Here is a 22,977-nt window from a genome sequence, read left to right on the forward strand (position 1 = left end):
AGGAGGTATTCGTGTCACCCCACCGCACCCTTGTTGCTGCCTCTCTTGCCATTACGCCTCTTTTTGCAGGATGTCTCGGCTCCGACGCTTCCGAGGCACCTGAGGCCACGGCAGAGCACGAAGCCGATATCTCCTACGCGACCTATTACACGGCCCGGCAGGATCTTCGCCGCTGTGCATATCCCCTTTGCGGGGGAATCTACGTCTCCGCCGTCAATCGGGACCGGACGGTCTGCGCCGACGGCACCGTCGCCGAGGAGTGTTACGTCGCTGATATCAAGTTCTCCAGCCTCCTCCAGCTCGCCGAAGTCGAGGGCACGATCCGCGAGGCCATCGGGGAGCGGCGAGAATCGACGCGCGCCGTCCTTTTTGGGGATCTCTCCCCGGGCCAGAGCGGCCTCGGCACGCTCACGCTCCGGTTTGCCTGGGTCGCCCTCGAGACGGCCGAGCTCCGCGGCGAGTTCCATCGTGTATGGCACAACGGCGTCGTCTGCGTCGCCGCGCCCTGCCCGAGCTTCGACCAGGAGTACCTGAACGACGGCATCCCGCGGACGATCCACGAGGTCGAGCTCAAAGAGGTCCCCGGCATTGGCCGGGACGATTTCGACTCCGGGCGCGCGCTCTTCTCGTCGCTCGGCATGATCCTGGCCGGCCAGAACGTCGTCATCGAGAACTACGGGCCGGCCGGGGACGCCACCGTCCTCCAGGCGACGCAGGGCTTCCTCCCGGTCATCATGCCGTCGATGCGCCGCGTCCGCCCGCCCGTCGACGACGGCCCGATCCTCGGACGCAGACCGGCAGGCGGCGGGGAGGGTGGCAGCGGCGGCATCCTGAACACGAACGTCGAGTAGGGTCGATCATTGCAGCGCGCGCCCGGACGCGTCACGATCCCTTGGCCATGGACATCGAATGGCGGACGGACGTGGAACCGGGCGCGCGGCGCGTGATCGAGTCGCTCGTCGCTTCGCAACGCACCCTCGAAGACGTGGTCCGCTGGGGCCTCGCGCTCACGCCGCCGCGCCTCGTCGCGGACGTGGTCGTGCAGGACGAATACAACCACGACGTCGTCCTCGAACATCCGGCCGGCGTGTATCTCGTCTACGACACGACCTGACTGGGCGGCTTGACGGCGGTCGCCGTCTGGGATCACAAGCCGACCGCGGCGGAGATGCTCGAAGCGCGCCTCGCGCGTGGCTGGACCCCCACGCCCACGGCCACGCGGGAGGGGCCGGTCGTCCTCGGCTACGCCGCCTGCGCAATCTCGCGCGCTAACTCGCCAGCCACGTGAGCACGGCGCTCTCGCCGAATTGCTCCCGCGCCAGGCGGGCGGCCTGCGCGTTTGCCGGCACGTCGCGCAGGAGCCGGGGTTGTCCTTCCGGATCCCGCACATCCGCGAGCTCACGCCCGAGCAGCCGCAGCGCCGCGCGGAGCTCCCCTTCGAACGCGTCGATGTCGCCCGCCGCGCGCAGCGCCTCGGCCGCCGCCATCCGCAAATCCACCTCGCCCGCGCCGAGGCCGCCGGCGGCCCGCATCTCCCCGAGCGCCGCGCGCGCGAGCGCTTCGGCATCTGCCACTTGCCCGAGCCGCGAAAGCGCGCGAATCCGCGTCGCCGTGAGCGACAGCCGCCGCAGGCCCATGCGATCGATGAGCCCGAGCCCCTGATCCACCTCGGCGAGCGCCCGCGCGGCGTCCCCCTCCGCGAGCGACACCCGCGCCGCGATCCCCCACGCGATCCCCACGTCGAACGGCCCGATCCCCGCCTCCGCGGTGAGCGCCTCCGCGAGCGCGCGTGCCTCCTCGCGCGCCTCCTGCGTGGGCTGCTCGGCCAGGAACGCCGCGTGGAGCAGCCGCACCCCGGTCTTCGTGAGCGTATCGTCCAGCGCCGTCGCCTGCGCCTCCGCCTCCGCGAACCGCGCCTCGGCCTCGCCCAGCGCCCCGAGTGATCCGAGTGCCTCGCCGACGCGCGCCACGCAGAGCGCCCGCATCCGCGCGTCCCCCGCCGCTTCGAATGCGCGCGTCGCGTCCTCGATGACCTCCAGCAGCACGAGCGGCTCGTTTGTCGTCGTCCGACCGTACTCGTAGGCTGCGAGCCGCGCCCACCCGTGCGCGCTCGGATCCACCGCGCCCGCTCGCTCCAGCGTCTCGCGCATTCGATCGAGCGCCTTGTGCGACTCGCCTCGATCGAGCCGCATTGCGAGCAGACACAGCAGCCGCCCGAGGCACTCTGCATAGGCCCCTTGCGCCTCCAGCTCCGGCGTCACCGTGAGCAGCTCGTCGAGGTAGCCCGGGAACGCCTCGGCGTTCACCCCGAGCCCCGTCAGCGTGCAGACGAGCCCGAGCACCCGGCAGTGCCACGTCGAGCCCTTTGGCAAGAGCGGCAGCGCCTCGATCCCCATCAGGCACGCCTCGGCCCAGGCTGTGTTCCAGTACAGAATGCAGCACGCCATCCCGCGCACGAGCCCGAGCTCGGCCCCCTCCGCGCCGAGCGCCTCTGCCTTCGCCGCGTGCGCCCGCGTCCCTGCGAGGTCGTTCCGTTCGAACGCCTCGCGCGCCGCGCGCACGTGCAGCACCCGCGCGCGTGCCGCGTCGCCGCCGCGTTGCCAGTGCTCGGCGAGCACCTCCGCCTCGTGTTCGCCCGCGACCTCCAGGAACGCTGCCGCCCGCGCGTGCCCGAGCGCGAGCTCCTCCTCGCCGAGCAGCCCGTACGCCGCCTCGCGCACGAGCACGTGCCGGAAGGCGTACTCCACGTCCCCCGCGAGCTTGCTCGTTCGTTGCTTCTCCAAGAGCTCCGCGCGCACCAGCGCCGCGAGCGCCTGATCCACGAAGGCCCCTTGCCCCTCCCGATCCATCAGCGCGAGCACGCCACCACGCCAGAACCGCGTCCCGAAAATGCTCGCCGCGACCAGCGCCCGCCGCGCGTCCGGCGCGAGCCGCCCGAGCCGCGCTTGCAGCATGGCCACGAGCGTCGCCGGCCGCTCCCCCTCCTCGCCCTCGGCTTGCGCCGCGCGCACGAGCTCCTCCACGAACAGCGGATTGCCGGCGGCGCGCTCCACGATCCGCTCCACCACCCCCTCGCTCTCGTCCGGGCCCAGCGCCGCGCGCGCGAGCTCTTCCACGTCGCGACGAACGAGCGGCGACAGCAGGATCCGCTCGGCCCGATCGCCCCAGATGCGCGGGTACACGTCCTCCACGTCCGGCCGCGCCAGCGCCAGCACGAAGAGCGGCTGATCCGAGAGCTCCACGAGCGCGCGCTCCACGAGACGCACGCTCCGCGCGTCGGCGTGGTGCACGTCCTCGAGCGCCAGCACCACCGGCCCCGCGGCGCAGGCGGCGCGCACGTACTCCAGGAACGTCTGCTCGATCTGCGCCCGCGCGATTCGCCCATCCACGAAGCCCGACGCCACTTGCCGCTCGTTCGTCGTCCCGAGCTCCCGCGGCCCGCGCCCTCGCAGCGCGTCTGCGAGCATCGCGTAGGCCTTCGTCCCGAGCGGCTCGCTCCGACCGACGAGGAAAAGCACCTCCTCCTCGCGCGCCTCGATCCGCGCGTGCAGCTCCCCGAGGAGCCGCGACTTGCCCATGCCCGCCGGCGCGACCAGCACGACGGCCCTCGAAAGCGGCTCCTCCCGCGTCGCCTCGAACACCCGCAGCAGCAGGTCGAGCTCGCGCTTGCGCCCCACGAACGGCATGGTTTTTCCGAGCAGCGGCCGCGCCTCGTCCTGCCCCGTCCCGCCGCCGGTGAGCAGGAGCCGCCTGCCCTCGCGTATCGTCTCGAAGCGACCTCCGAAGAGCCCCGCCGTGACCACGTCGACGAGCACCACCCCGCGCGGCGCGTCCTCTTCGTGAAGCGCCTCCACCGCGCGATCCACCGCTTCCCCGACCGGCTGCTCGCCCGACACGAACCCGGGCCCCGTCGTGAGCGCGATCGTCGCCTCCGGGGCGGCCGCCTTCACCGCGAGCGCCGCGCGCGCCGCCGCCGCTGCTTGATCCGTCGCGTCCCCGCCGAACCGCGCGAACGCCGCCACGATCCACCCCTCCGGCTGCCACCCCTGCGAAAAGGCCCCGTTTCGCAGCAGGATCCGCGCGAGCTCCTCGCGCGGCGCCCCCGCGGGCGGCGCGAGCACGAGCACGCTGACGAGCTCCTGCAAATCCCGCGCGACGGCCGGCGAGAACGCCCCTTTGCGCGCGCCGAGCTCGAACAACGCCGGCAGCTCGTCGAGCAGGTCCGACACGCTCGCCGGGCGTTTGTCCGCGTCCTTCTGCAAGAGGCTCCGCACGAGCGCCGCCACGGCCGGCGGCACCCCGGGCCGGAGCGGCAGGAGGTCGGGCGCCTCCTCGCTCAGGACCTTCGACATCACCAGCACCGGATCCGCCGCCACGAACGGCGGCCGACCGGCCAGGCACTCGAACAGGATGCAGCCGAGCGAAAACATGTCCGAGGCCGGGCCGATCGGCTGCTCGCTGCCCACCTGCTCCGGCGACATGTATTCGGGTGTCCCGATCGATCGACCCGTCGCGGTGATGCCCGTCGGCGGCCCCATCGATCGCGCGATGCCGAGGTCCACGATCGTCGCCTGATCGATGTCTCCTCCGCGCAAGAGCACGTTCGAGGGTTTGAGGTCCCGGTGCACGACGCGGCGTGCGTGCAGCGCGGCGAGCCCTTCCGTGATGCGCCGCAGCAGCAGGAGCGCCTCGCGGGTCGACAGCGGCCCGCGCGCCAGCCGTTTTGCGAGGTCCTCGCCCTCCAGCCATTGCATCGCCAGGAAATGCGCGCCCTCTTCGCTCTGTCCGTGCGCCACGTACGACACGACACGCGGATGGCGGATCTCGGACAGAATTCGTGCTTCCCGGGCGAAGCGCTCCGTATCGAGCGACGTCGCGTCCGTATGCAGGAGCTTCAGCGCGACTTCTTCTCCGGTCTCCTGATCGCGGGCGCGGTAGACTTCGCCCATGCCGCCGCGGCCGGCGAGCGAGCGGATCAGAAACCGCCGCGCGACCAGCGTTCCGTCGGGCAGGGGCTTGGTCCTCGGGGCCATGCGCGCCCATTGGTTTCATACCCGGGCGCGCCTGCTGTCAAGCGCTTCGCCGCAGCGCGTCGGCCGTTGACACTTGCGAGAGCGCCGAAGCTTTGAGAAATGTAGTGCGTGTCGTGCCCCAAGATCATCACCGACCGCCTTGAGATGGTCCCCATGACCGTGAAGGTCGTCGAGGCCGTGTTCGATGGGCGCCGCGCGGAAACCGAAGCGCTCCTCGGGGCGAAGATGCCCGCCGCGTGGCCGGGCCGCGCGCTCGTCGAGCGTGCGTTCCTCGCGCGGATCGACGCTGTGCGCGCCGATCCGGACCATCGGCTGTGGGGGGATCGCGTGGCCCTCTCGCGTGAGCCTTCGCCGCGGGTCATCGGCAGTGTGGTTTTTCATGGGGGACCGGACGCCGAGGGCCTCGTCGAGGTCGCGTACGGCATCGAAGAAGAATCGCAGCGACAGGGCTACGGCTTCGAGGCCGTGGGTGCGTCCGTGGCGTGGGCGCTCGCCGAGCCGCGCGTCCGCGCCGTCCGGGCCTCGACGTTCACCTGGCACCTCGCGTCCCGCCGCATCCTCGAGAAGCTCGGCTTCTGCGTCGTCGCCACGGAGGACGACCTCCTCGGCGAAATGCTCAAGTACCAGGTCGATCCGAGCGCGTTCCGCCGGTAGCCGCCTCCGCGCTGGTTTTCCTCGGCAGCCTTCCTGTAAGCTCCCCTCGGAGCACCGCGTTCATGCCGAACGACATGGGAATTTGCAATCCGAGGCGCAGGGGGCTCGTCGCGTTCCTCGTCGGGCTGGGCACCACGACCGCGACCGCGCCTTGCGCGTGGGCCCAGGAAGCCGCGGCCTCTACGCCCGAGCAGGCGCCGCCGCCGATCGACGCTCCCCTGGAGGTCCCGCCGCCGCCCCCCGAGGTCGCCACGGACATCCCGCCGCCGCCTCCGCCACCGCCGTACGTGCCGCCGCCGTACGTGCCGCCGCCGCTGCCGCCCAAGCCGAGCCGCTGGTATTTCCTGCACCCGGGCGTCTTCCCCGAGGCCGACCTCTTCGCCGGCGTCGCCCAGCTCGGGCTCCTCACGCCTTCCGCGAAGGAGTTTTACGGCGGCGTGCAGGTGGGCCTCTTCGGCGCCGAGGCCCTGCACTTCACGGGCCTCGCGCAGGTCGGCCTTTTGAACACCAACGTCAAACTCACCTTCCGCGGCGGGGTCGAGTTCACGCTCGGCCGGAACCTCGTGCAGGACTTCTACGGCGGCGCGCAGATCGCCCTCTACCGCAACGTCGTCACCGACCTTTTCGTGGGCGTCGCGCAGTACGCCCTCGTCCGCAACGACACGCACCGCTTCCTCGGCCTCGCGCAGATCGGCACGCGCAACGGCACCAACGCGTTCATCGGCGCCTTGCAGCTCGGCGCTTACAACGTCATCGGCGCGGGCCTCGACTGGGAGGGCGGCGGCCCGCGTGGCGGCGGGTTCGTCGGCGCGCTCCAGCTCGGCGCGTACAACAAGATCGACCACGGCCATTTCTCCGGCATCGCGCAGCTCGCCGCCGTCAATTCGGTCGAGGACGGCGACTTCCGCGGCGTCGCCCAGCTCGGCTTCTTGAACCTGGCCGACGAGCACTTCTACGGCGCGCTCCAGGTCGGCCTCTTGAATGGCGTCGACGAGGAGTTTTACGGCCTCGGCCAGCTCGGCGTCGTCAACATCGCCGGCGACGCGTTTTACGGGGTCTTCCAGGCCGGCGTCGCGAACATCCTCACCGACGAGGGCTTCCACGGCTTCGGCCAGTTTGGCCTCGGCGCGTACGTCGACGAGAAGTTCGAGGGTGTCTTCCAGACGAGTGGCCTTTTCAACTACGTCGACGACTCCTTCTCGGGCGTCCTACAGCTCGGCGGCCTCTTCAACTTCGTCGACGACGACTTCCGGGGCGTCTTCCAGATCGGCGGCTTCAATGGCGTGCGCCAGGAGTTTTACGGCGTCTCGCAGATCGGCGTCCTCAACATGACCGGCGACGACCAGTTCGGCGCGCAGCTCGGCTTCGTCAACCTCGTGAAGGACCACATCCACGGCCTCCAGGCCGGGTTTTTCTCGAGCGCCGAGGAGGTCACGGGCATGCAGCTCGGCGTCGTCAATTTCTCCGAACGCCTCACCGGCGCCACGATGGGCCTCTACAATCGTTCGAAGCACGTCCGCGGCGTCCAGATCGGCCTCATCAACCAGACCGAGCGCCTCCGCGGCGTCCAGATCGGCCTCGTGAACCTCTCCAAGCACGGCGGGCTCCCCTTCTTCCCCGTGATGAACATCGGCCTCTGACCCGACGGCCCGCTCGCGCTTGAACGGTCACGCGGGGGCCGGCGCCCTCCTGCCCCCGGTGGCCCGACGTCGCAGGAGGGAGGCCACGAGCGCGGCGAGATGGAGCGCAACGACCCCCGGGCCGAGCGGGGCGGGGGACGTCGTGCAGGCGCAGCCGCCCGGCGCCTCGACGCAGACGCCGTCGACGCACACGTCGCCTTCCAGGCAGCAGCAGCGCTCGCCGGTGGGGGGCGCGTCGAGGACGGGGCCGGATTGGTCTTCGGCGCACAGGGAGGAGAAGCCGTGCCGCGGCGTCGCGTCGCAGCCGTCAGCGATGGGCCCGGGCGGGTACATCGCGCAGATGCCAGCGCGGTCGTCCTCGGCGAGGCTGCTCAGGTCGAGCTGCTCCGGCGGGTGGTAGTGCGCGGTCATCGTGGCCTCGGGGTCGGGCGAGTGGCTGAGTCCGACGAAATGGCCGGCCTCGTGGGTGAGCACCGACAGGAGATCGATGCCGTCCGGCGCGCCGTCGGTCGTGAAGGGCCAGTCCGTGGTGTTCAGCGCCATGTCGGCGTCGTAGATCTCACCGCTGTTCACGTCGAACGTCACCGTCGTGATGGCGAGCTTGGAGGTGTCGTCGCTCCAGCCTTCGTCCACGAAAAAGATGATGTTCGCGTTGCCGCGGTCCTTGTTGTATTCGTCGAGCGCACAGAGCGCGGGGGCGCCCTCGATGAGCTCGAGGCGTGGCGGTTGTCCCTCGCAGTCGGCGGACGTCCACGCGTCGAAGGCCGTGCGGACGGCGAGACGGGCCGTGTCGAACGGGACGTCCTTGGAGGCGTCCATCTGAACGGAGTACGTGATCCGCGGCATGCCCCAAAAGAGGGGAAGGCCGCTGTCGTCTTTATGGGACGGCGTGCAGACGTGCCCTTCGAACGTCGGCGTGGTCGTGTTGCTGGTCCGGCAGTAGGCGTGCGCGGGTGCGGCGGCCAGCATTCCGAGCAAGCCGATCACCCCCGCGAAAGGAAGGGTTCGTTTCGTGGACACGAACGAGAGTCTACCGCGATCCTGCCAGCGTTGCGCCCATGCGCGCCGCGGATTCCCTGCGCCCCTGACCCCGGGCTGAGGACCGGAGGCCTCACCCGTCGCGGCGTCGAGACATCATCGACCCGCGCAGCGCCCGACCTCCCTACGCGAGTTCCTCGGTCTTTTCGGGGGTTCACCCTCTGGCACGTCGGTTGCCATTGCGCGCAGAACTTCGCCCCTGTACACCCTCCGGTCCCGAGGAACCATGTCCCGACGTACACTCCTTTCGGCCGCGATGCTGGCCGCCCTCCTCTCCGCGCCTGCGGCCTCCCACGCACAGAACGCCGCCACCAAACAATACGTGGACGTCGCGATCGCCGACCCGCCCAAGCAGGACGGGCTCGAGATCACCATGAAAAACGGCGCCACGTTCTCGCTCGTGGACACGCGCGATGTCGTCGGCGTCACGCCGAATGGCTCCACGCTCACCGTGGGCCTCAAGTTCGACGGCGTCGCGACGTACCGGCGCAGAGGCCACGAATGGCGCACCGTCCTCGGCATCAACGAGGCGCTCACGAAGACGCCGGCCCTCGAAGAGCCCGTCAAGAGCGCCGACGCATTCACCATCGAGAGCACGTACCTCTATTTCGTGCGTCCCTGGTTTGGCCCTTTCGCCCGCGTCACCCTGGGCACGCCGCTCTTCCGGGGATTCGACGTCCGCCCCACGGACACCACGTACACCATCGCCCGCGTCGCCGGTACGGTCGACACCGTCACCTCGCGCCGCCTCACGCTCACCGACCCGTTTCGTCCGCTCACGCTGAAAGAGACCATCGGCCCCTTCGCGCGTCCTGTCTCCGGGGATCGATTCAACCTGGAGACCCGCATCGGCGTCGGCGGATTGCAGACGTTTGCCGACGGACAGCTCATCTTGAAGGACGACGCGGCCACGGCCGATCGGGTCGAGGTGCAGGAATTGCGCGACGTCCTCCAGCTCGGCGTCGAGGGTTCGCTCGAAATGTGGGGTTCGTTCTCGGAGAAGAAGATCTCCTACAAGGTCGGCGTGGGTGCGCTGATCCCGGCGTGGAACAATGACATCCCCGCGGCAGGGGAAAGCAAAAAGAACCCGTTACAGCTCACGAACCTGGACATCGGCGCCGCCATTTCCTTCAAAGTCGTCGAGTGGGCGACGCTTGATTATGAACTCAAGCTCGTCCGCCAGCCCCAGCTCACCGATCAATGGCAGATACGTAACGGAATGATGCTCACGCTGGGCCTCGGATACTCCAGAAAACCCCCGGCGCCGCCCGAGCCTGCGAAGCCCGCGAAGCCCGCGCCGGAGGCTGCTCCTGCCGCCGCCACCCCCGCGCCGGCGCCAGCCCCGAAATAAACATCGTTCGTGGCGGACGACCGGCCCGAACGGCCGGGCACGTCGTGTGCAAATCCCCTGCGGGTCCGGGCACTTCTGCGAAGAGAAGGCTCATGATCGACGGGGGAAACCGATTGAAATCCAACAAATACATCGTCTTCATTGCCGCGCTCCTCGCGCCGGCGTGTGCGCCCGACGAGCCCTCCACCCAGTCTGTGGGCAAATCTCTCCTCGACCCGCCTGCGGAGGGCTCGGGCCTTCAATATCGCATGACCTCCACGATCGCCCCGGGGACCGAATCCTACGGTTGCCGTCTCTTCCAGGTGCCGCCCGAGGGGCTCGTGATCCGGGGGCAGGACGTCGTGTTCGGCCAGGGCGGACATCACGTCCTGCTTTACCGGACCCCGTACCAAGGGATTCCGTCGCACGACGAGCAGGGGATTGCCGTGGACGCCCTCACGGAGCACGATTGCTCCGAGGGCGCCACCGCGCGCTGGAAGGTCGACGCCGTGCTCGGCGGCTCCGAGAGCTTCGGCAGCGTGGGGATGCTCCATCGATTGCCCGACGGCGTCGGCGTCATCGTCGAGCCCGCCGCGGTGCTCGTCATGAGCACCCATTACCTCAATACGACCACCGCCCCGCTCGAGGTCGACGCCCGCATCAACGTCTACACCATGCCCCGCGAGGACCTCAAGATCGAGGCCGGCCTCTTGTACATGGACAACCACGTCCTCCGCGTGTCGCCCTTCGGCGAGGCCGCGGCGCGCATGCGTTGCCCCGTGCCCGCCGACGTGCAGGTGGTGAGCTTGCAATCGCACATGCACGCGCGCGGCGCCTCCTTCGACGCCTCGCTCCACGGGCCCGACGGGACGACCACATCCATTTATTCGACGACGTCCTGGCAGGAGCCGCCCGTGCGCGAGCTCGACCCGCCCCTGCTCTTCCCGCGGGGAAGCACCCTCGACATCCGCTGCAATTACCGCAACGCCGAGGCGCGGCCCATCGCGTATGGCCTCTCCTCGTCCGACGAGATGTGCCAGCTCATCGGCCCGTATTTCCCGAAAAACGAGCGGTTCGAGCGGTGCGAGGACGAGAGCGGCGCGCCCTCGGCGACGTGGGTGGGCAGCGGGAAGGCCAGCGGGACGGAGACCGTCACTTGCCTCGGGGAGGCGCTGAAGGGCGAGAAGGGCGTGGGCTACGCGTATTACGATTGCGTGCACCGCGCCTGCCCCGCCATCGCGGCCGAGGTCTCGGCGCTCGTGCGTTGCCACGAGGTGAAGCGCGGCAAGGACTGCGCGAATCGGTGCCAGGGGGGGGATCTCGGCGAGTGCGCGGCCTGCCTCGTGCAGACCTGCGGCGTGGAGGATCAGGCCGCGTGCGACGCGAAGTGCGAGTGAAGGGCGTGGGGCTCAGCCGCTCGACGCGACCGTCGCGCCCGCCTTCGTGAGCTCGGGCTCCTTCCGGCCGCGCCGGTAGGCGCCCACCGCGACCACGATTCCACCGATCACGTTCATCGCCAGCGCGAGACAGACATTGATCAGCGACTCCGCCGTCCCCATCGCCACGACCGCGGCCATCTCCGGGCGCTCGGCCGCGTACATCAGCGTCGTGACGATCCCCGTGCAGAAGCCGAGGAAGCCCGCGGTCAGGGTGAGGAACGCGAGCACGGCGGGCAGGAGCAGCCGCCCTTTCCCCGGGTTTCTCGCGTAACCGAGGGCCGCGCCGAACAGAATGATGCCGAAGAAGAGCGTCGGGTACATCCCGAAACCGCCGAGCCTGAATGCCTCTCCCATGGGAAACCTCCGTTTGTCAGGGTCGTTCGTGGGTCGTGTGTCGCCCCGCCGCGGCTCCTGCCGGAGCTCGGTCCGCTCCGGTACGCGGATCCAGCGGGACGGGGCAGTCGGACCCCGGTCGCGCGCGGATGTTCCCAGGGTCGAAAAATCTCTCAGAGGGTGTTCCACAGCCAGCGGTAGCTCGGAACCTCACCCCCTTCCCCTTCTCCGCGCGGACCTCCCGACCGAGCATGTAGCGTGTGGAGACGTATCGTCGACACAACACCGACGACGACGAGCCGTTTACGCTCTTAGCCGTGCATGGGGGGCGGCGCCGCGCGACACCGCCCCTGAAGATGCCTGGGGGCTATCTCACAACCCGCAATGGGTCGTGGTGAGCGCGTCCTGACGATAGACCCCGGTTTTGCCTGCGACCGGCCGGAAGTCGTACGTGCAGTCGCCGAGCGGCGGGAAGTTCGGGAATCCGGCGCTCTTGAAGACGGCGATGCTGTTTTTCAGGTTGTCCTGCGTCGGCTTGAAGTGCCCGCTGTCATTCGTGATCCATTGAATCGCGCCGTTCGTGACCTGGATCGTGCCTGCACCGATGACGGCGATCCGTTGCTGAACGCTCGCCGCCGGCTCCTGGTTCGGCGTCGGCAATCCGTAGACCGATCCCATCAGGATTCCTGCGTGCGTGGTCAGCCTCGGCTTGGTGCAATTCGCGGTCGATCCGCCCGGTGCGACGGACGCCGGAATGCAGTTGGCCGTTCCGCGGACCTGGATGTAACGCCCGTCGACGTTGACCAGGTAGATCTTGCTGGTTCTTCCGTCGATCACGTACAGCGTTTCCCTGTACTGGCCCCCCGTCCACGTATTCACCAGGGTATTGTCGGACTTGTAGTACGCGAGCCCGTCGCTCTTGAAAATGACTTCATACGAGTCGAGAGCGTCGTTCGGGATGCCCTTTGCACAATCGGGCTTGCTCAGCCACGACTCGCACACGCCGTTGGCCGCGGTGCCGTTGTCGTTGTATTCATAAAAGACAGGAAATTCCTTGCAGATCTGGTTCGTGGGACAGGCGGGCTGGCAGGTGCCGTTCGCGCCGACGCTCAATCCCGATGCGCACGTGGTCCCATACCCCACACACGAACACGCTTCCTTGATGCAGCAGAAGTTGAACGGCCAATAGACGCACTGTTCCTCCGTGCACGTGATGCACGGGCTCTGATTGACATTGCCGCAGGACGTTGCGTTGCTCGCCGCCGCCACCAATCTCGACGACACCGACCCCGTCGTCGGAGGGCGCGTTCCTCGGCTTTGCTGGATGTCGGCCTCGGTGATCGTGTATCCCTTGCTGGCGGCGACTGCGATGAGTTGTTCGTCCGTCGTGGCTGCGCGCAAGGCAGCCATCAGACTGTGATCACGGACCGCGGCGTTCAGCAATGCAACCATCGCCGCGTTGTACGTCGGTTGCGCCGGGTCAGGCGGCTGGGTACACGTGACCGTCGAATACGGAGTGGCAACGGTGGCGGTGGTGAAGTCGAACCACGGTTTTTGCTTTGCGGCGCAAAGCTGCATGCCGGCGGCGTGCTCCACGTACGGGTCGAGCAGTTGATTCGCACCGGCGCCGAAGGGGGCGGCGGTCCCGTAACTCGCGGCGCCGTTGGTCCAGGACGCCGTACCGCTCGTGGCCGTCGGCCAGAGGACGTAACTCGCATTCGTGCGGCTGCCGATCTGAGGAACGAACAGATCGTTCCAGTTCAGCGTGATGGTCTGGTTCGACTGGCCAAAGAAGGTGACGGTCCGGTTCGTCGCATCCACGGCGATGTCCCACACGTAATGCGCTCCCGTTCTCTCGAGGAGAGAAACGACGTTGCCGCCCGCGTCGTATCCGACGATGGCCATGCCATTCCTGTTGTCGGCATAACTCAACGCCCAGAACGCGATCCCGTTGCCGGTGCCCACGACGGGACATCTCCCGCTGCTGTTCGATGTGTCCGGTCCGTCGAGACACGTTGCCGTCAAGCCGATGGGGAGGCGCGGCGGCGGCGTCGCGTCGACGTATTCAACCGTCGGTGTAATCACGCCGCTCGGCGCCGGCGTCGTATACGTGCAGCCGCAAACGGCCAGGCCTGCGTTCGCCGCGATGCACGATGCCACGGGCGGGTGATTCCGAACGTTGCTCCAGTTCCCCGCGAATGCCATCCCGAACCCCGAGCAAACGGGCCTGCAGACGCCGGCAGCCGCCGCGTTGTTCGCGATCTGCGGACTGCAGCGATCACCGTCCGATGCGCGGGCCGCGGGAGAAACGAGAAGAAGTAAGGCGAGACAGAAGACGTACGAGCTCTTGTTCTGCGTCATGGTCATTCCCCCTCTTCCATCTTCGATGACTTCAATATCAATATCGCAGGAATGAGGGTTGTCTGCAGCGGCGAATGAGGCGTGTCAACTGGGCAGTCGTTGCGCGCGCCATGCATGTCGATCTCGCTCGCGAACTCAACCTCTCGAAGCTCGACCACCTCTTCGTCCGCCTCGCCGAAGGCGCGCCCTCGGAGAGGCTGCGTCGATGCGCGCAGGACCTCCTTCGCGGGACATGAGAGGTCGCGACGGTCTCTCGACGGGGTCGCCACGTGTCGACCGCCGCCGGTCATCGTGCACCAAGGGGGTCGCCACGTGTCGACCGCCGCCGGTCATCGTGCACCGAGGGGGTCGACACGTTTCTACCTTCGCCTGTCGTCGTGCACCGAGGGGGTCTCCACGTGGCGACCCCCGCGCGCCAGCGTGATCCGAGGGGGTCGCCTCGCGTCGACCCCCGCCGGTCCTCGTCTCCCGAGGGTGTCGCCACGTGTCGACCCCCGGGGGTTCTCGTCTCCCGCGGGTGTTGCCTCGTGTCGACCGCCAAACCACGCCGCGGGCCTCAACAGTTCCTCAACAGGACCGCGGTAGGTTCGCTCCATGCTTCAAGACCGCCTCCTCCTACCTTCAAGACCACCTCCTCATCTGCGTATTCTCGGAATGGTTCTGATCCTCGCGCTGACCTCCAGTGCCGAGGCTCGTGCCGACGACCACGGCAGGCTCCAAGCGCTGGGCCCGGAGAACGTGACCGTGACGGCCGGCGCGTTGTTTCCCACGTTCCTGATCTACGAGAACCCGGCCCCGTGGGTGGGCGCCGAGGTCGGATGGAGAACGAGCACCCATACGCAGGTGGTCGCGAACGCCGCCATGAGCGTGATCTGGGCCCAGGGGTCGCAACGGTACCTTGTCCCGCTCGGCGTCAGCCTGCGGGTCTTTCCGTGGGAAAACGTCGGACCGTGGGCCCAGGTCGGCCTCGGCACGATACCCTACGTCGAGCAAATGAGCGTCGTCCTGCCCGAGAGGATCGCCAGCGCCACCGACGTCGGCGCGACGATGACGGCCAAGCTCCAGATCGGGGTTCGCGCGTGGGGGTTCGACCTTGGTTTGGGCGTGGATTTCAACCTGCTCCCCTCGCAGTTCTACAAGAAATACTCTGGAGCCGAGACCCTGCCATGGGACGACACCTTGATGGTGTGGATGGGGAGGCAGGTATGGACCCGGAGGCAGCCGTGAAGGCCGTGAAGACGTGCTGCCTCCTTGCCGCGCTGGTCGCCGCCGGGTGCACCCTGACGCCGGATGCGCGAGAGACGCTCGCCTCGCTCCCCGACAACGTCCCGGCGCCGGACGACAATCCGACCACCCCCGAAGCGGTCGAGCTCGGGCGCATGCTGTTCTGGGATCCGATCCTCTCGGGCCATCGCGACGTCGCGTGCGCGAGCTGCCACCATCCGGACTTCGCGTACACCGATGGCCTCGCGTTTCCCCTCGGGGTCGGCGGTCGCTTCATCAGCGCCGCGCGCAACACGCCGACCGTGCTCGGCACCGCGTTCAACGGGCTGACGGTCGACGGAGCGGTGCCACCCGAGCAGGCGATGATGTTCTGGGACAATCGCGTGGAGTCGCTCGAAGCGCAGGCGCTCGGGCCGCTGAAGAACGCCGACGAGATGCGCGGCACGGCGTTCGGCGAGGACGAGATCATGGGCGAGCTCGTCACACGTCTCGTGGGCATCCCCGAATACACCACGCTGTTCGAGGCGGCGTTCGGCGCGGAGAGCGTGAATGCGACGAACCTCGCCAAGGCGCTCGCGGCATTCGAGCGCACGCTGGTGCCGAGGGACAGCTCGTTCGATCGGTACATGGCCGGCGACGACGAAGCGATGACCACGTCGCAGATCCGGGGCCTGCACGGCTTCATCCTCCAGGGCTGCGCGGGCTGCCACTCCGGCCCGATGCTATCGGACTACAAGCTGCACAACCTCAAGGTGCCGGCGCGCCTCGGCGAGACCACCTACGGCGAATCCGTATTCCCCGAAGCCGAAGGCGGCGCGTTCCGGACGCCATCGCTGCGCATGGTGACCCGCACCGCGCCGTACATGCACAACGGCGTGTTCGCGACGCTCAGCGAGACGGTGGACTTCTATCACAACATCGATCACCACATCAAAGTCGACCCGCTGGTCGAGGGGGACGTCGAGGTCGCGCACGGCCAAGGGGATGACATTCTCGCGTTCTTCGAGGCGCTCTCCGACGGGACGTTTGATAAAACAATCCCGGAGCGCGTGCCCAGCGGGTTGCCACCGGCGGGAGGAAGGTGAACATGATCGCCCGATTCAGCCTGATCGCCCTTTTCCTCTCCCTCGTGGCCTGCGCCGCAAGCCCACTCGACGAGTGCACCTCGGCCCCCGTCGACAGCTGTGAGAGCGTGGAGACCTGCTGCAACTCCACCGAATGTTACTTCGTGGCCGACGGGCAGGAGTTTCCTTGTGCCAACGGCAAGGAATGCGACGCCGCCGTGGCCGATGTCAAAGACCACTGCGCCAGCACCGCCAAATGATCGTGACGTGAGCGACCCCAAGGCCAAGCCCCGCCTCCTCGTCGTGGAGGACGATATGCAGGTCCTCCAAGGGCTCGTCAGCGGCCTCGCGCGTGCTGGGTTCGATGTCACCGTCGCGATGGACGGGGACGCGGCCACGCGGCTCGCCCTCCAGCCCTTCGACGCCCTTGTGCTCGACCTCATGCTCCCCGGCCGCACTGGCTTCGATGTGCTGGCCGCGGTGAGCGGGCGTGTATCGACCCCGGTGATCGTCCTTTCCGCACGCACGGAGCTGACGTCGCGAATGAAAAGCTTTGAGCTCGGCGCGGTCGACTTCGTCCCCAAACCCTTCTGGATCGAGGAGCTCGTCGTGCGCCTCCGGACCCGCCTCGCGCTTCGCGAGAAGGCCCCTCCGCGAACGTTGGCCGTGGGCTCCGTTTTCCTCGACCTCGACCGTCGAACCGCAACACGCGACGGCGATGACATGGGCCTCACCCGCTTCGAATTCAACATCCTGGCGTGGCTCGTCGAGCGTCCGGGGCGGGCGGTGAGCCGGCGCGCTCTTGCGGAGAGCACACTCACCGAGGACGCCGGCGTCACCGAACGCACCGTGGATACCCATGTCTCCCGGATTCGGAAGAAGTTGGGCCATGACGGCAAGCGAGTCACCACGGTGTGGGGCATCGGCTATCGATACACCCCCGTCGAGGAGCCGTAAGTGAGGTTGTCCCTTCGGGCTCGCGTGGTCCTGGCCATGGTCGTCTCGGGGGCGGCCACGGTCGTGGTCCTGCTCGCCACCACGATTGCTTCCGTGAACCGCGTGCCGTTTCTGGAGCGATGGACCGTTCCCGTGGAAGATCTCACGGCATGCGAGGCAGATCCCGCACATTGGAAGAAGGGGATCTTCGAGTTCGGCGACGCGTGGGCCTACGACCTGGAAGGACACTCGAGGAACACGAGCGCCCCGCTCCTTGAACGCGCGCTGGTCGAGAAGGCGGTGCGCGACGGGGGGGCCGTGAGTGTGGGGGGGCCGGGCCCCGACCACGTCGAGGTGCAGCGCGTGGCCGAGGCAGGGCCGTGCGCGCTGATTCGGGTGCGCGTCGGGGCGCCGCCCCCGGAGATGGGCAGCGCGGCCCGTCTTGGGGTGGTGCTCGGCACGGGATTCTCGCTGCTCCTCCTGGTCGGCCTCGCCACCTGGTTCGTGCTGCACCCGCTCTTGCATCGCATTGCCCAGATCCGGCGCGCGGCGGAGGCGGTGGGATCCACCGCGTACATCCCCGCCACCGATGAGATCCCGGACGCGCTCGGGGCCATCGCCGCCGTGCTCGACGCCTCCCACAGACGAATCCTCACGAACGAGGCGGAGCTGCGGGAGCGTCAAGTGGCGCTGGAGCGGCACCTCGCCGAGATCGCGCACGACCTCCGGACGCCGCTCGCATCGCTGGTGCTCGCGGTGCAGGATCTCGTGCCGCTCCGCGGTGGACCGGCGGTCGGCCGGGCGCTCGATGACGCCGAGTACGTGAATGCTCTCGTCGACAACCTGCACCAGGGGACGTTGCTCCGGCGCGGATTGGAATCCTCCGCAGCAGGCGTCGTCGACCTGTGCGAGATCGTGCAGCGGCTCGAGGCCCGGTTCGCGGCGCTCGGTGCCCTCCGCGGCATGGAGGTGGCGGCGTCGTTCCCCGAACGGCCGGTGATCACGTCGGGCGCGCCCGCGCTGGCCGAGCGAGCGATCGCGAACCTCGTTCACAATGCCGTGCGCCACGGTCGCGACGGTGGTCACGTCGCGGTGGTCCTCGAACGAGAGGGCGACACGTTCGAGCTCAGCGTCGCCGACGACGGGCCGGGCATCGGGCGAGACCAGCTTGCGAGCTTGCAGGAGGCCACGTTCGGCGGCGACGGAGCGCGCCCTCGGAGCGGCGGGTTGGGACTCACCGTCACGCTGGAGGCCGCTCGACGGCTTGGCTGGGAGGTCCGATTCGAGGCCGGTGAGGCGCCGGGCCTTCGCGTGGTCGTGGCAGGCGCGTGCCAGTCGTGAGCCCCCGTGGGACTGCGCTCTAGCGCTTTTTCACCCGCCCGACCGAGCCGTCGTAATGACCCTCCCGCCGGACGTAATACACGAAGTAAAGCCACTCCTCGCCGTCGCCCGTCCGCGCCACGCTCGGCTCGCCGAGCGCCACGATGTCGCCGGGCCCGTCGGGCAGCGCGTCGAGCCCGATCTCGACCACCGGATCCCCGAACGACGCCGGCAGCGCAGGATCCCCGCCTGAATACGCGCTCGTCGAGATGTCGCGGAAGCCACGCGAGAAATAAAGCTTCGACGCGGCCTCGTCCACGAAGGGCTGGAACTCCTCGACGTCGGGCTTGCTGATCGCGGCGACGACCGTCTCGGAGAACGTCGCGCCCGGCAGCGCGCCCGAGGGTTTGGCGACGAAGATGTCCTTCTCCACCGGCCCCTCGGTATCGAACCAGACGTAGCCGTGACCAAACGCGGGATTCGAGTGGAATGGATCCAGCGGCACGAGCGGGAGCTGCGTGAGGGGGAAGGGGTCGGCGATGAGGAAGTTGTTTTCGAACGAATACTTTCCGAGGCTCACGGGCGCGCCGAGCTTGACGTCGGCCTGATACAGATCGGGCCCCGTGTCCGCCCCGTGCAGCGGGTCGAACGCGAAGAGCACGGACGCGGCGCCGTCCTTCGGCGCGCCGAGGTACGTGAAGCCGAACGGTGAATACGTGTAGCCGTTCATGTCGATCGCGATCACGAACGGCGCGGCGAACGAGCCGTCCGGCTGCCTGCGGAACCCGTACGCGGCCACGGGCGGCAAGGCGAAGAGCTCCTGCGTCACGCCGAGCTGGGGAATCGTGTGGTCGATCTGGGTCGGCGACAGGATCCGCCCCGCGCCGGGCATGTCGGGCCGCTCGGGGGCGGCGTACGGGCCGTGCGTCGCATTGCATTCGGGGGACATCGGGCTCGCGGCCTCGCCCGTGCAGCCGGGCAGGTCTTTGCCCGCAATGCAGCAGAGCAGGTCGGCCGGTGAATACGTGCTCACGATGAGCCATTCCCCGTCCGGGCTCACCTCGGCCGAGTCCTCCGTGCCGGCGGTATTGACGAGCCCGGGGACACGCTCCGGCTGCCCCCACGCCGCGCCCACGACCGGCAGCACGACGGCCGTCGCCTCCGCCGAGAGATCCGCGACCTTCGCCCGCACCACCACTTCCCCGGCATCCCCCGCGGCGAGCGCGGGTTCGACCGTGACCCGATAGGCGCCCGCGGAGACCTCGGAGACCGCGCCGGCCGTCCCGCCCTCGGCCGTGAATTCCACGGAGAGCCCGGGCACGGGTTTTCCGTCGCTCGACGTCACGCGCGCCGTGACCTCGACGGGATACGGCGCGGGCCCGTCTTGCCGCGCGAGATCGAGGCGGATCGATGCAGGCGTGGACGCCGTGGGTTTCGAGGGGTCGCCCTCCGAACCACACGCGGCAAGGGCAAACGGGATGAGGAGCGCGAGGGATTGGTATCGCATCGAGCCATTCTAGACGAGCTCGGCCCTTCTTGTCTTCGCCCCGGACGGCGGCCTCGCGCGGACGAACGAAGGGCGTTCCCAAGGCCGCGCCTCGGTGTAGAGTGCGCGCCATGAGGTTCGGAAAGCTCGAAGGTCTCTTCCGCTCGGCCCGCGCCCTCGCCGTGGGCCTGTCCGTGCTCGCCCTCGCCGGTTGCGGCGGCGCGCCCTCGCCCGAGCCCGGCAGCCCCACGCCGGCAAACCCCGCGCCCGCCACGGGGCAAACGACGTCGCCTGCCGAGGGCATGAGGGGCACGCTCTCCGAGGAGGCTTTCAAGGCGCTGCACCAGCTCGATGCCGCAAAAGCCCCGGCGCCACGCGGCGAGCGCGTCACGATCGACGGCACGAGCGCCTACCTCAGCCTGCCCAAAGGAAAAACCGCGCCCGTGCCGGGCCTGCTCGTCATCCACGAATGGTGGGGCCTGAACGAGCACATCCAGCACTGGACCGACCGGCTCGCCGAGGACGGATACGCCGCGCTCGCCGTCGACCTTTATGGCGGCAAGATCGCGAAGAACCCGGACGAGGCGATGGCCATGATGAAGAGCGTCGACAACAAGAAGGCGATGGCCACGCTCGTCGCGGCGCACGATTTCCTGGAGAAAGACCCGCGCATCCAGGCGAAGCGCACGGGCGTGATCGGCTGGTGCTTCGGCGGCGCCTGGTCGCTCCAGCTCGCCATGCACGAGCCCGACCTCGACGCGTCCGTGATCTATTATGGCCACCTCGTCACGGACCCGGCCGAGCTGAAACCGATCAAGGCCGAGATCCTCGGCCTTTTCGGGAACAAGGATCAGGCGATCCCGCCGGAAACCGTGAACGCGTTCGACGCGGCCCTCACCCAGGCCGGCGTCACGCATACGATTTACCGCTACGACGCGCCGCACGCCTTCGCGAACCCCTCGCAGCCGCGGTACGACGAGAAGAGCGCGGCGGACGCCTGGGACAAGGTCCGCGCATTCCTGCGGAGGAAGCTCGCGTCGGAATGAGGCGCGTGGCTCAGGGCGTGCGGCTGCGATAGACGCCGTAGGACCCGAGCGCGAAGGTCGTCTCGCCGTCGGGGAGCCGCGCGACCGCCCGGAGCGGGTCGCCGCCGGGCGTCTCCCGCAAAGGCCACGATTGCCCCCCATCCTGCGTCATCACGAGCGAACGCTCGCCGCCCTGCATTTCGAGGACGACGCTCGCATGGGACGGCGTCGCGGCCGCGACCTGCACGATACGAGCGCCCGGCGATCCTCCGGGGGCCTGCGGGACCCAGGTCGCGCCGCCGTCCTCGGTGCGCAAGAGGAGCGGCTCGCCCGCCGCCGTCACGCCGCCGGCCCACCCCACCTGCGTGCCGGGCGCGAAATCGACGGACACGAGTTGTTCCTCGTCGGGCATCCCGCCGCGACGACCGACGAACGACTCCCCGGCGTCGTCGCTCGTGAGAATGAGCCCCTTCTCGCCGACCGCGACGAGCCGGCCCGATGCGAGAAACCGCATATGGCGGATGTACGTCCCGTCCGGCAGCGCGAGCTCGCTGAACGTGGCGCCGCCGTCCTTCGACCGGTAGAGCGGGCGTGCATTCACGGCGCCGCGCGCGGTCGCGACGAACCCGACGCCGCCCGGCCCGAGCAGGGCGGCCGCGAGCGGCTGCCCCTGCGCGGGAAACCCGTCGTGGAGGAACGTCCTTCCGCCGTCCTCGCTGCGCAGGAAGGTTTGCTGCACGTATTCGCTCGGGAACGCGAGCCAGAGCCGATCCTCGTGCGCCGCGAGGGAAGGCGGGTAGGGCGCGTCGTCCGTGAACGCCGGGAGGTCCGTCCCCTCGTCGAAATGAAACGCGTCGTCCGTGCGATACAGCCGGGACTTGAACACTGCGGTCGTGTTCTGGATCGTGATCACGTAGCCACGCGTCTTCGTGGGGAAAAAGATCGCTTTGTTTTCGTTGAGGCCGTCGGGCCAATCCGCGGACATCGCGTTTTGCTCGATCGGCGCCGAGCTCCGCGCGCCGTCGGTCGAGCGGCGCAGCCGGTGCGTGAGCAGGAGCCCGTGGTTCGCGGTCCCGAAGCTGATGCGGTTCGCGCCGCGCCACGAGCTCTCGAATTCGGCGCCCCACATGCCTTTCGTGAACGTCTGCCCGCCGTCGCCCGAGGACCAGACCTCGAACGTGGTGGGCATGTCGACGGTGTTGCAATACGTCATCACGTGGAGCGCGTCGGGGGTGCCGGCGATGCGTTGTCCCCGCGCGCATTCGGGCCAATACGACCCCCGCGCCTCGAACGTATGGCCCCGCGTGGTCGAGCAATGAAGAGCCAGGCCGCCGCGCGCGCTCGGATCGTCGTCGGCCACCACGCACGCGTAGAGCTCGCTGCGCGAGACCCACAAGGAGTCGACCGAGCCCGGGTACGCGAGGGGGATCTGCGTGTCCCCGTAAAACGTGTGCAGGTCCGGCTCCTGCGTCGCCCGTATCCGCGCCGTCGCGCCGATTTCGGTCGCGGCCACGAGATACCCCGGCCCCGCCTCGACCACCGTGCGACCGCCGAAGGGAACGTACACCCACGACGAATCGCCGCCCTTCGTATGGTAAAGGCCGCCCTGCGCGGAGCCGCAGACCACGCGGCCGAAGAAATGGATGCACCGCGTGAGCTCTTCGGGCGCCTCGGGCGAAGGGGCGAACGTCCTGCCTTCGTCGAGAGACACCCAGGCGCGCCGCGCTCCCGTCAGCACGATCGCGTGCTCGTCCGCCCACACGAAGGCGAGGTCCTCGGTCGTGCCCGCGTCGACGCGCTCGAAGCTCCCACCGCCGTCGCTGCTGTGCAATACGAGCCCGCCTCGGCCGACGATCCATGCTTCCTGGCCATCCACGTCCGCGACGTCGCGCATACGAAATGCGCTGCCGGGCAGGGGCGCGATCTCCGCCCATAGAGGCTCTTCGCAGGTATCGCCCCGCCGCACGAGCCCCGGGGCGCAGAGGGCACGCCTCGGGCTGATCGACATGCCATCCTCGAATTCCCGGGGACCCGGGGAGCAGGACGAGAGCGAGACGGTCGAAAGGACGATCCCGATAAACGCGCATTTTCCTG

Annotated in this window: 19 protein-coding genes; 13 read left to right on the top strand and 6 right to left on the bottom strand. The window is 68.7% G+C overall.

The window, feature by feature from the left end:
• Positions 1 to 11 precede the first annotated feature (11 nt).
• From POL67_RS08675 to POL67_RS08685, 3 genes are read left to right on the top strand one after another with little or no spacing between them, the layout of a single operon-like run.
• Positions 12 to 851 carry a DUF6748 domain-containing protein gene (locus tag POL67_RS08675; protein WP_271916653.1) on the top strand — a complete coding sequence of 280 codons (840 nt, stop codon included), beginning with the start codon at positions 12 to 14 and terminating at the stop codon, positions 849 to 851.
• A 47-nt stretch (positions 852 to 898) separates the two neighbouring features.
• Entirely contained in the window at positions 899 to 1,114 is a 216-nt protein-coding gene (locus POL67_RS08680) for a hypothetical protein (protein WP_271916654.1), read from the top strand.
• 9 nt (positions 1,115 to 1,123) lie between these two features.
• Positions 1,124 to 1,288 carry a hypothetical protein gene (locus POL67_RS08685; RefSeq protein ID WP_271916655.1) on the top strand — a complete coding sequence of 55 codons (165 nt, stop codon included), beginning with the start codon at positions 1,124 to 1,126 and terminating at the stop codon, positions 1,286 to 1,288.
• Here POL67_RS08685 and POL67_RS08690 read toward each other — a convergent pair.
• Positions 1,269 to 5,033, bottom strand: a complete 3,765-nt coding sequence (locus tag POL67_RS08690; RefSeq protein ID WP_271916657.1) for a serine/threonine-protein kinase — start codon at positions 5,031 to 5,033, stop codon at positions 1,269 to 1,271. The genes POL67_RS08685 and POL67_RS08690 overlap by 20 nt on opposite strands.
• Positions 5,034 to 5,186: 153 nt before the next feature.
• Between POL67_RS08690 and POL67_RS08695 the strand changes: the two genes are divergently transcribed.
• Both POL67_RS08695 and POL67_RS08700 read left to right on the top strand, forming a co-directional pair.
• Entirely contained in the window at positions 5,187 to 5,687 is a 501-nt protein-coding gene (locus POL67_RS08695; RefSeq protein WP_506333365.1) for a GNAT family N-acetyltransferase, read from the top strand.
• Between the two features lie 62 nt (positions 5,688 to 5,749).
• Positions 5,750 to 7,327 (top strand): LA_2272 family surface repeat-containing protein, encoded by a 1,578-nt coding sequence (locus POL67_RS08700; protein ID WP_271916658.1) that lies wholly within the window; start codon positions 5,750 to 5,752, stop codon positions 7,325 to 7,327.
• 27 nt (positions 7,328 to 7,354) lie between these two features.
• Here the strand turns inward: POL67_RS08700 and POL67_RS08705 are convergent, their stop codons facing one another.
• On the bottom strand, positions 7,355 to 8,347 hold the full coding sequence (locus POL67_RS08705) for a matrixin family metalloprotease (RefSeq protein WP_271916659.1): 993 nt from the start codon (positions 8,345 to 8,347) through the stop codon (positions 7,355 to 7,357).
• Positions 8,348 to 8,591: 244 nt separating this feature from the next.
• Here POL67_RS08705 and POL67_RS08710 point away from each other — a divergent pair, with 244 nt between their 5' ends.
• A complete protein-coding gene (locus POL67_RS08710) occupies positions 8,592 to 9,716 on the top strand; it encodes a hypothetical protein (protein ID WP_271916660.1) in 1,125 nt (374 codons plus the stop codon).
• Positions 9,717 to 9,808: 92 nt separating this feature from the next.
• Positions 9,809 to 11,092 (top strand): monooxygenase, encoded by a 1,284-nt coding sequence (locus tag POL67_RS08715; protein WP_271916661.1) that lies wholly within the window; start codon positions 9,809 to 9,811, stop codon positions 11,090 to 11,092.
• A 12-nt stretch (positions 11,093 to 11,104) separates the two neighbouring features.
• Here POL67_RS08715 and POL67_RS08720 read toward each other — a convergent pair whose 3' ends face one another.
• Together POL67_RS08720 and POL67_RS08725 are read right to left on the bottom strand one after the other, a co-directional pair.
• Positions 11,105 to 11,488, bottom strand: coding sequence for a hypothetical protein (locus POL67_RS08720; RefSeq protein ID WP_271916662.1), 384 nt, complete (start codon positions 11,486 to 11,488; stop codon positions 11,105 to 11,107).
• Between the two features lie 351 nt (positions 11,489 to 11,839).
• On the bottom strand, positions 11,840 to 13,828 hold the full coding sequence (locus tag POL67_RS08725; protein WP_271916663.1) for a Nif11-like leader peptide family natural product precursor: 1,989 nt from the start codon (positions 13,826 to 13,828) through the stop codon (positions 11,840 to 11,842).
• Between the two features lie 594 nt (positions 13,829 to 14,422).
• On the opposite strand from POL67_RS08725, the gene POL67_RS08730 reads away from it, so the two are divergent.
• Genes POL67_RS08730 through POL67_RS08750 form a run of 5 tightly spaced genes read left to right on the top strand, consistent with a single transcriptional unit; the run spans position 14,423 to position 18,393 of the window.
• Complete coding sequence (locus POL67_RS08730) at positions 14,423 to 15,055, top strand: hypothetical protein (RefSeq protein WP_271916664.1); 633 nt, start codon at positions 14,423 to 14,425, stop codon at positions 15,053 to 15,055.
• Positions 15,034 to 16,137, top strand: a complete 1,104-nt coding sequence (locus POL67_RS08735; RefSeq protein WP_271916666.1) for a cytochrome-c peroxidase — start codon at positions 15,034 to 15,036, stop codon at positions 16,135 to 16,137. The genes POL67_RS08730 and POL67_RS08735 overlap by 22 nt, the downstream gene beginning before the upstream one ends.
• 2 nt (positions 16,138 to 16,139) lie before the next feature.
• Positions 16,140 to 16,376, top strand: a complete 237-nt coding sequence (locus POL67_RS08740) for a hypothetical protein (RefSeq protein ID WP_271916667.1) — start codon at positions 16,140 to 16,142, stop codon at positions 16,374 to 16,376.
• A 7-nt stretch (positions 16,377 to 16,383) separates the two neighbouring features.
• Positions 16,384 to 17,073 carry a response regulator transcription factor gene (locus POL67_RS08745; RefSeq protein WP_271916668.1) on the top strand — a complete coding sequence of 230 codons (690 nt, stop codon included), beginning with the start codon at positions 16,384 to 16,386 and terminating at the stop codon, positions 17,071 to 17,073.
• Positions 17,074 to 18,393 (top strand): sensor histidine kinase, encoded by a 1,320-nt coding sequence (locus POL67_RS08750; protein WP_271916669.1) that lies wholly within the window; start codon positions 17,074 to 17,076, stop codon positions 18,391 to 18,393. It abuts the gene before it with no gap.
• A gap of 19 nt (positions 18,394 to 18,412) precedes the next feature.
• On the opposite strand, the gene POL67_RS08755 is transcribed toward POL67_RS08750, so the two are convergent.
• Positions 18,413 to 19,879: an Ig-like domain-containing protein gene (locus tag POL67_RS08755; RefSeq protein ID WP_271916670.1), complete on the bottom strand. Its 1,467-nt coding sequence runs from the start codon at positions 19,877 to 19,879 to the stop codon at positions 18,413 to 18,415.
• Between the two features lie 110 nt (positions 19,880 to 19,989).
• Here POL67_RS08755 and POL67_RS08760 point away from each other — a divergent pair, with 110 nt between their 5' ends.
• Entirely contained in the window at positions 19,990 to 20,904 is a 915-nt protein-coding gene (locus tag POL67_RS08760) for a dienelactone hydrolase family protein (RefSeq protein ID WP_271916671.1), read from the top strand.
• Between the two features lie 10 nt (positions 20,905 to 20,914).
• Here the strand turns inward: POL67_RS08760 and POL67_RS08765 are convergent, their stop codons facing one another.
• On the bottom strand, positions 20,915 to 22,891 hold the full coding sequence (locus tag POL67_RS08765; protein WP_271916672.1) for a WD40/YVTN/BNR-like repeat-containing protein: 1,977 nt from the start codon (positions 22,889 to 22,891) through the stop codon (positions 20,915 to 20,917).
• Positions 22,892 to 22,977: the final 86 nt, after the last annotated feature.

Source organism: Polyangium mundeleinium (genome assembly GCF_028369105.1).
GTDB classification, from domain to species: Bacteria; Myxococcota_A; Polyangia; order Polyangiales; family Polyangiaceae; genus Polyangium; species Polyangium mundeleinium.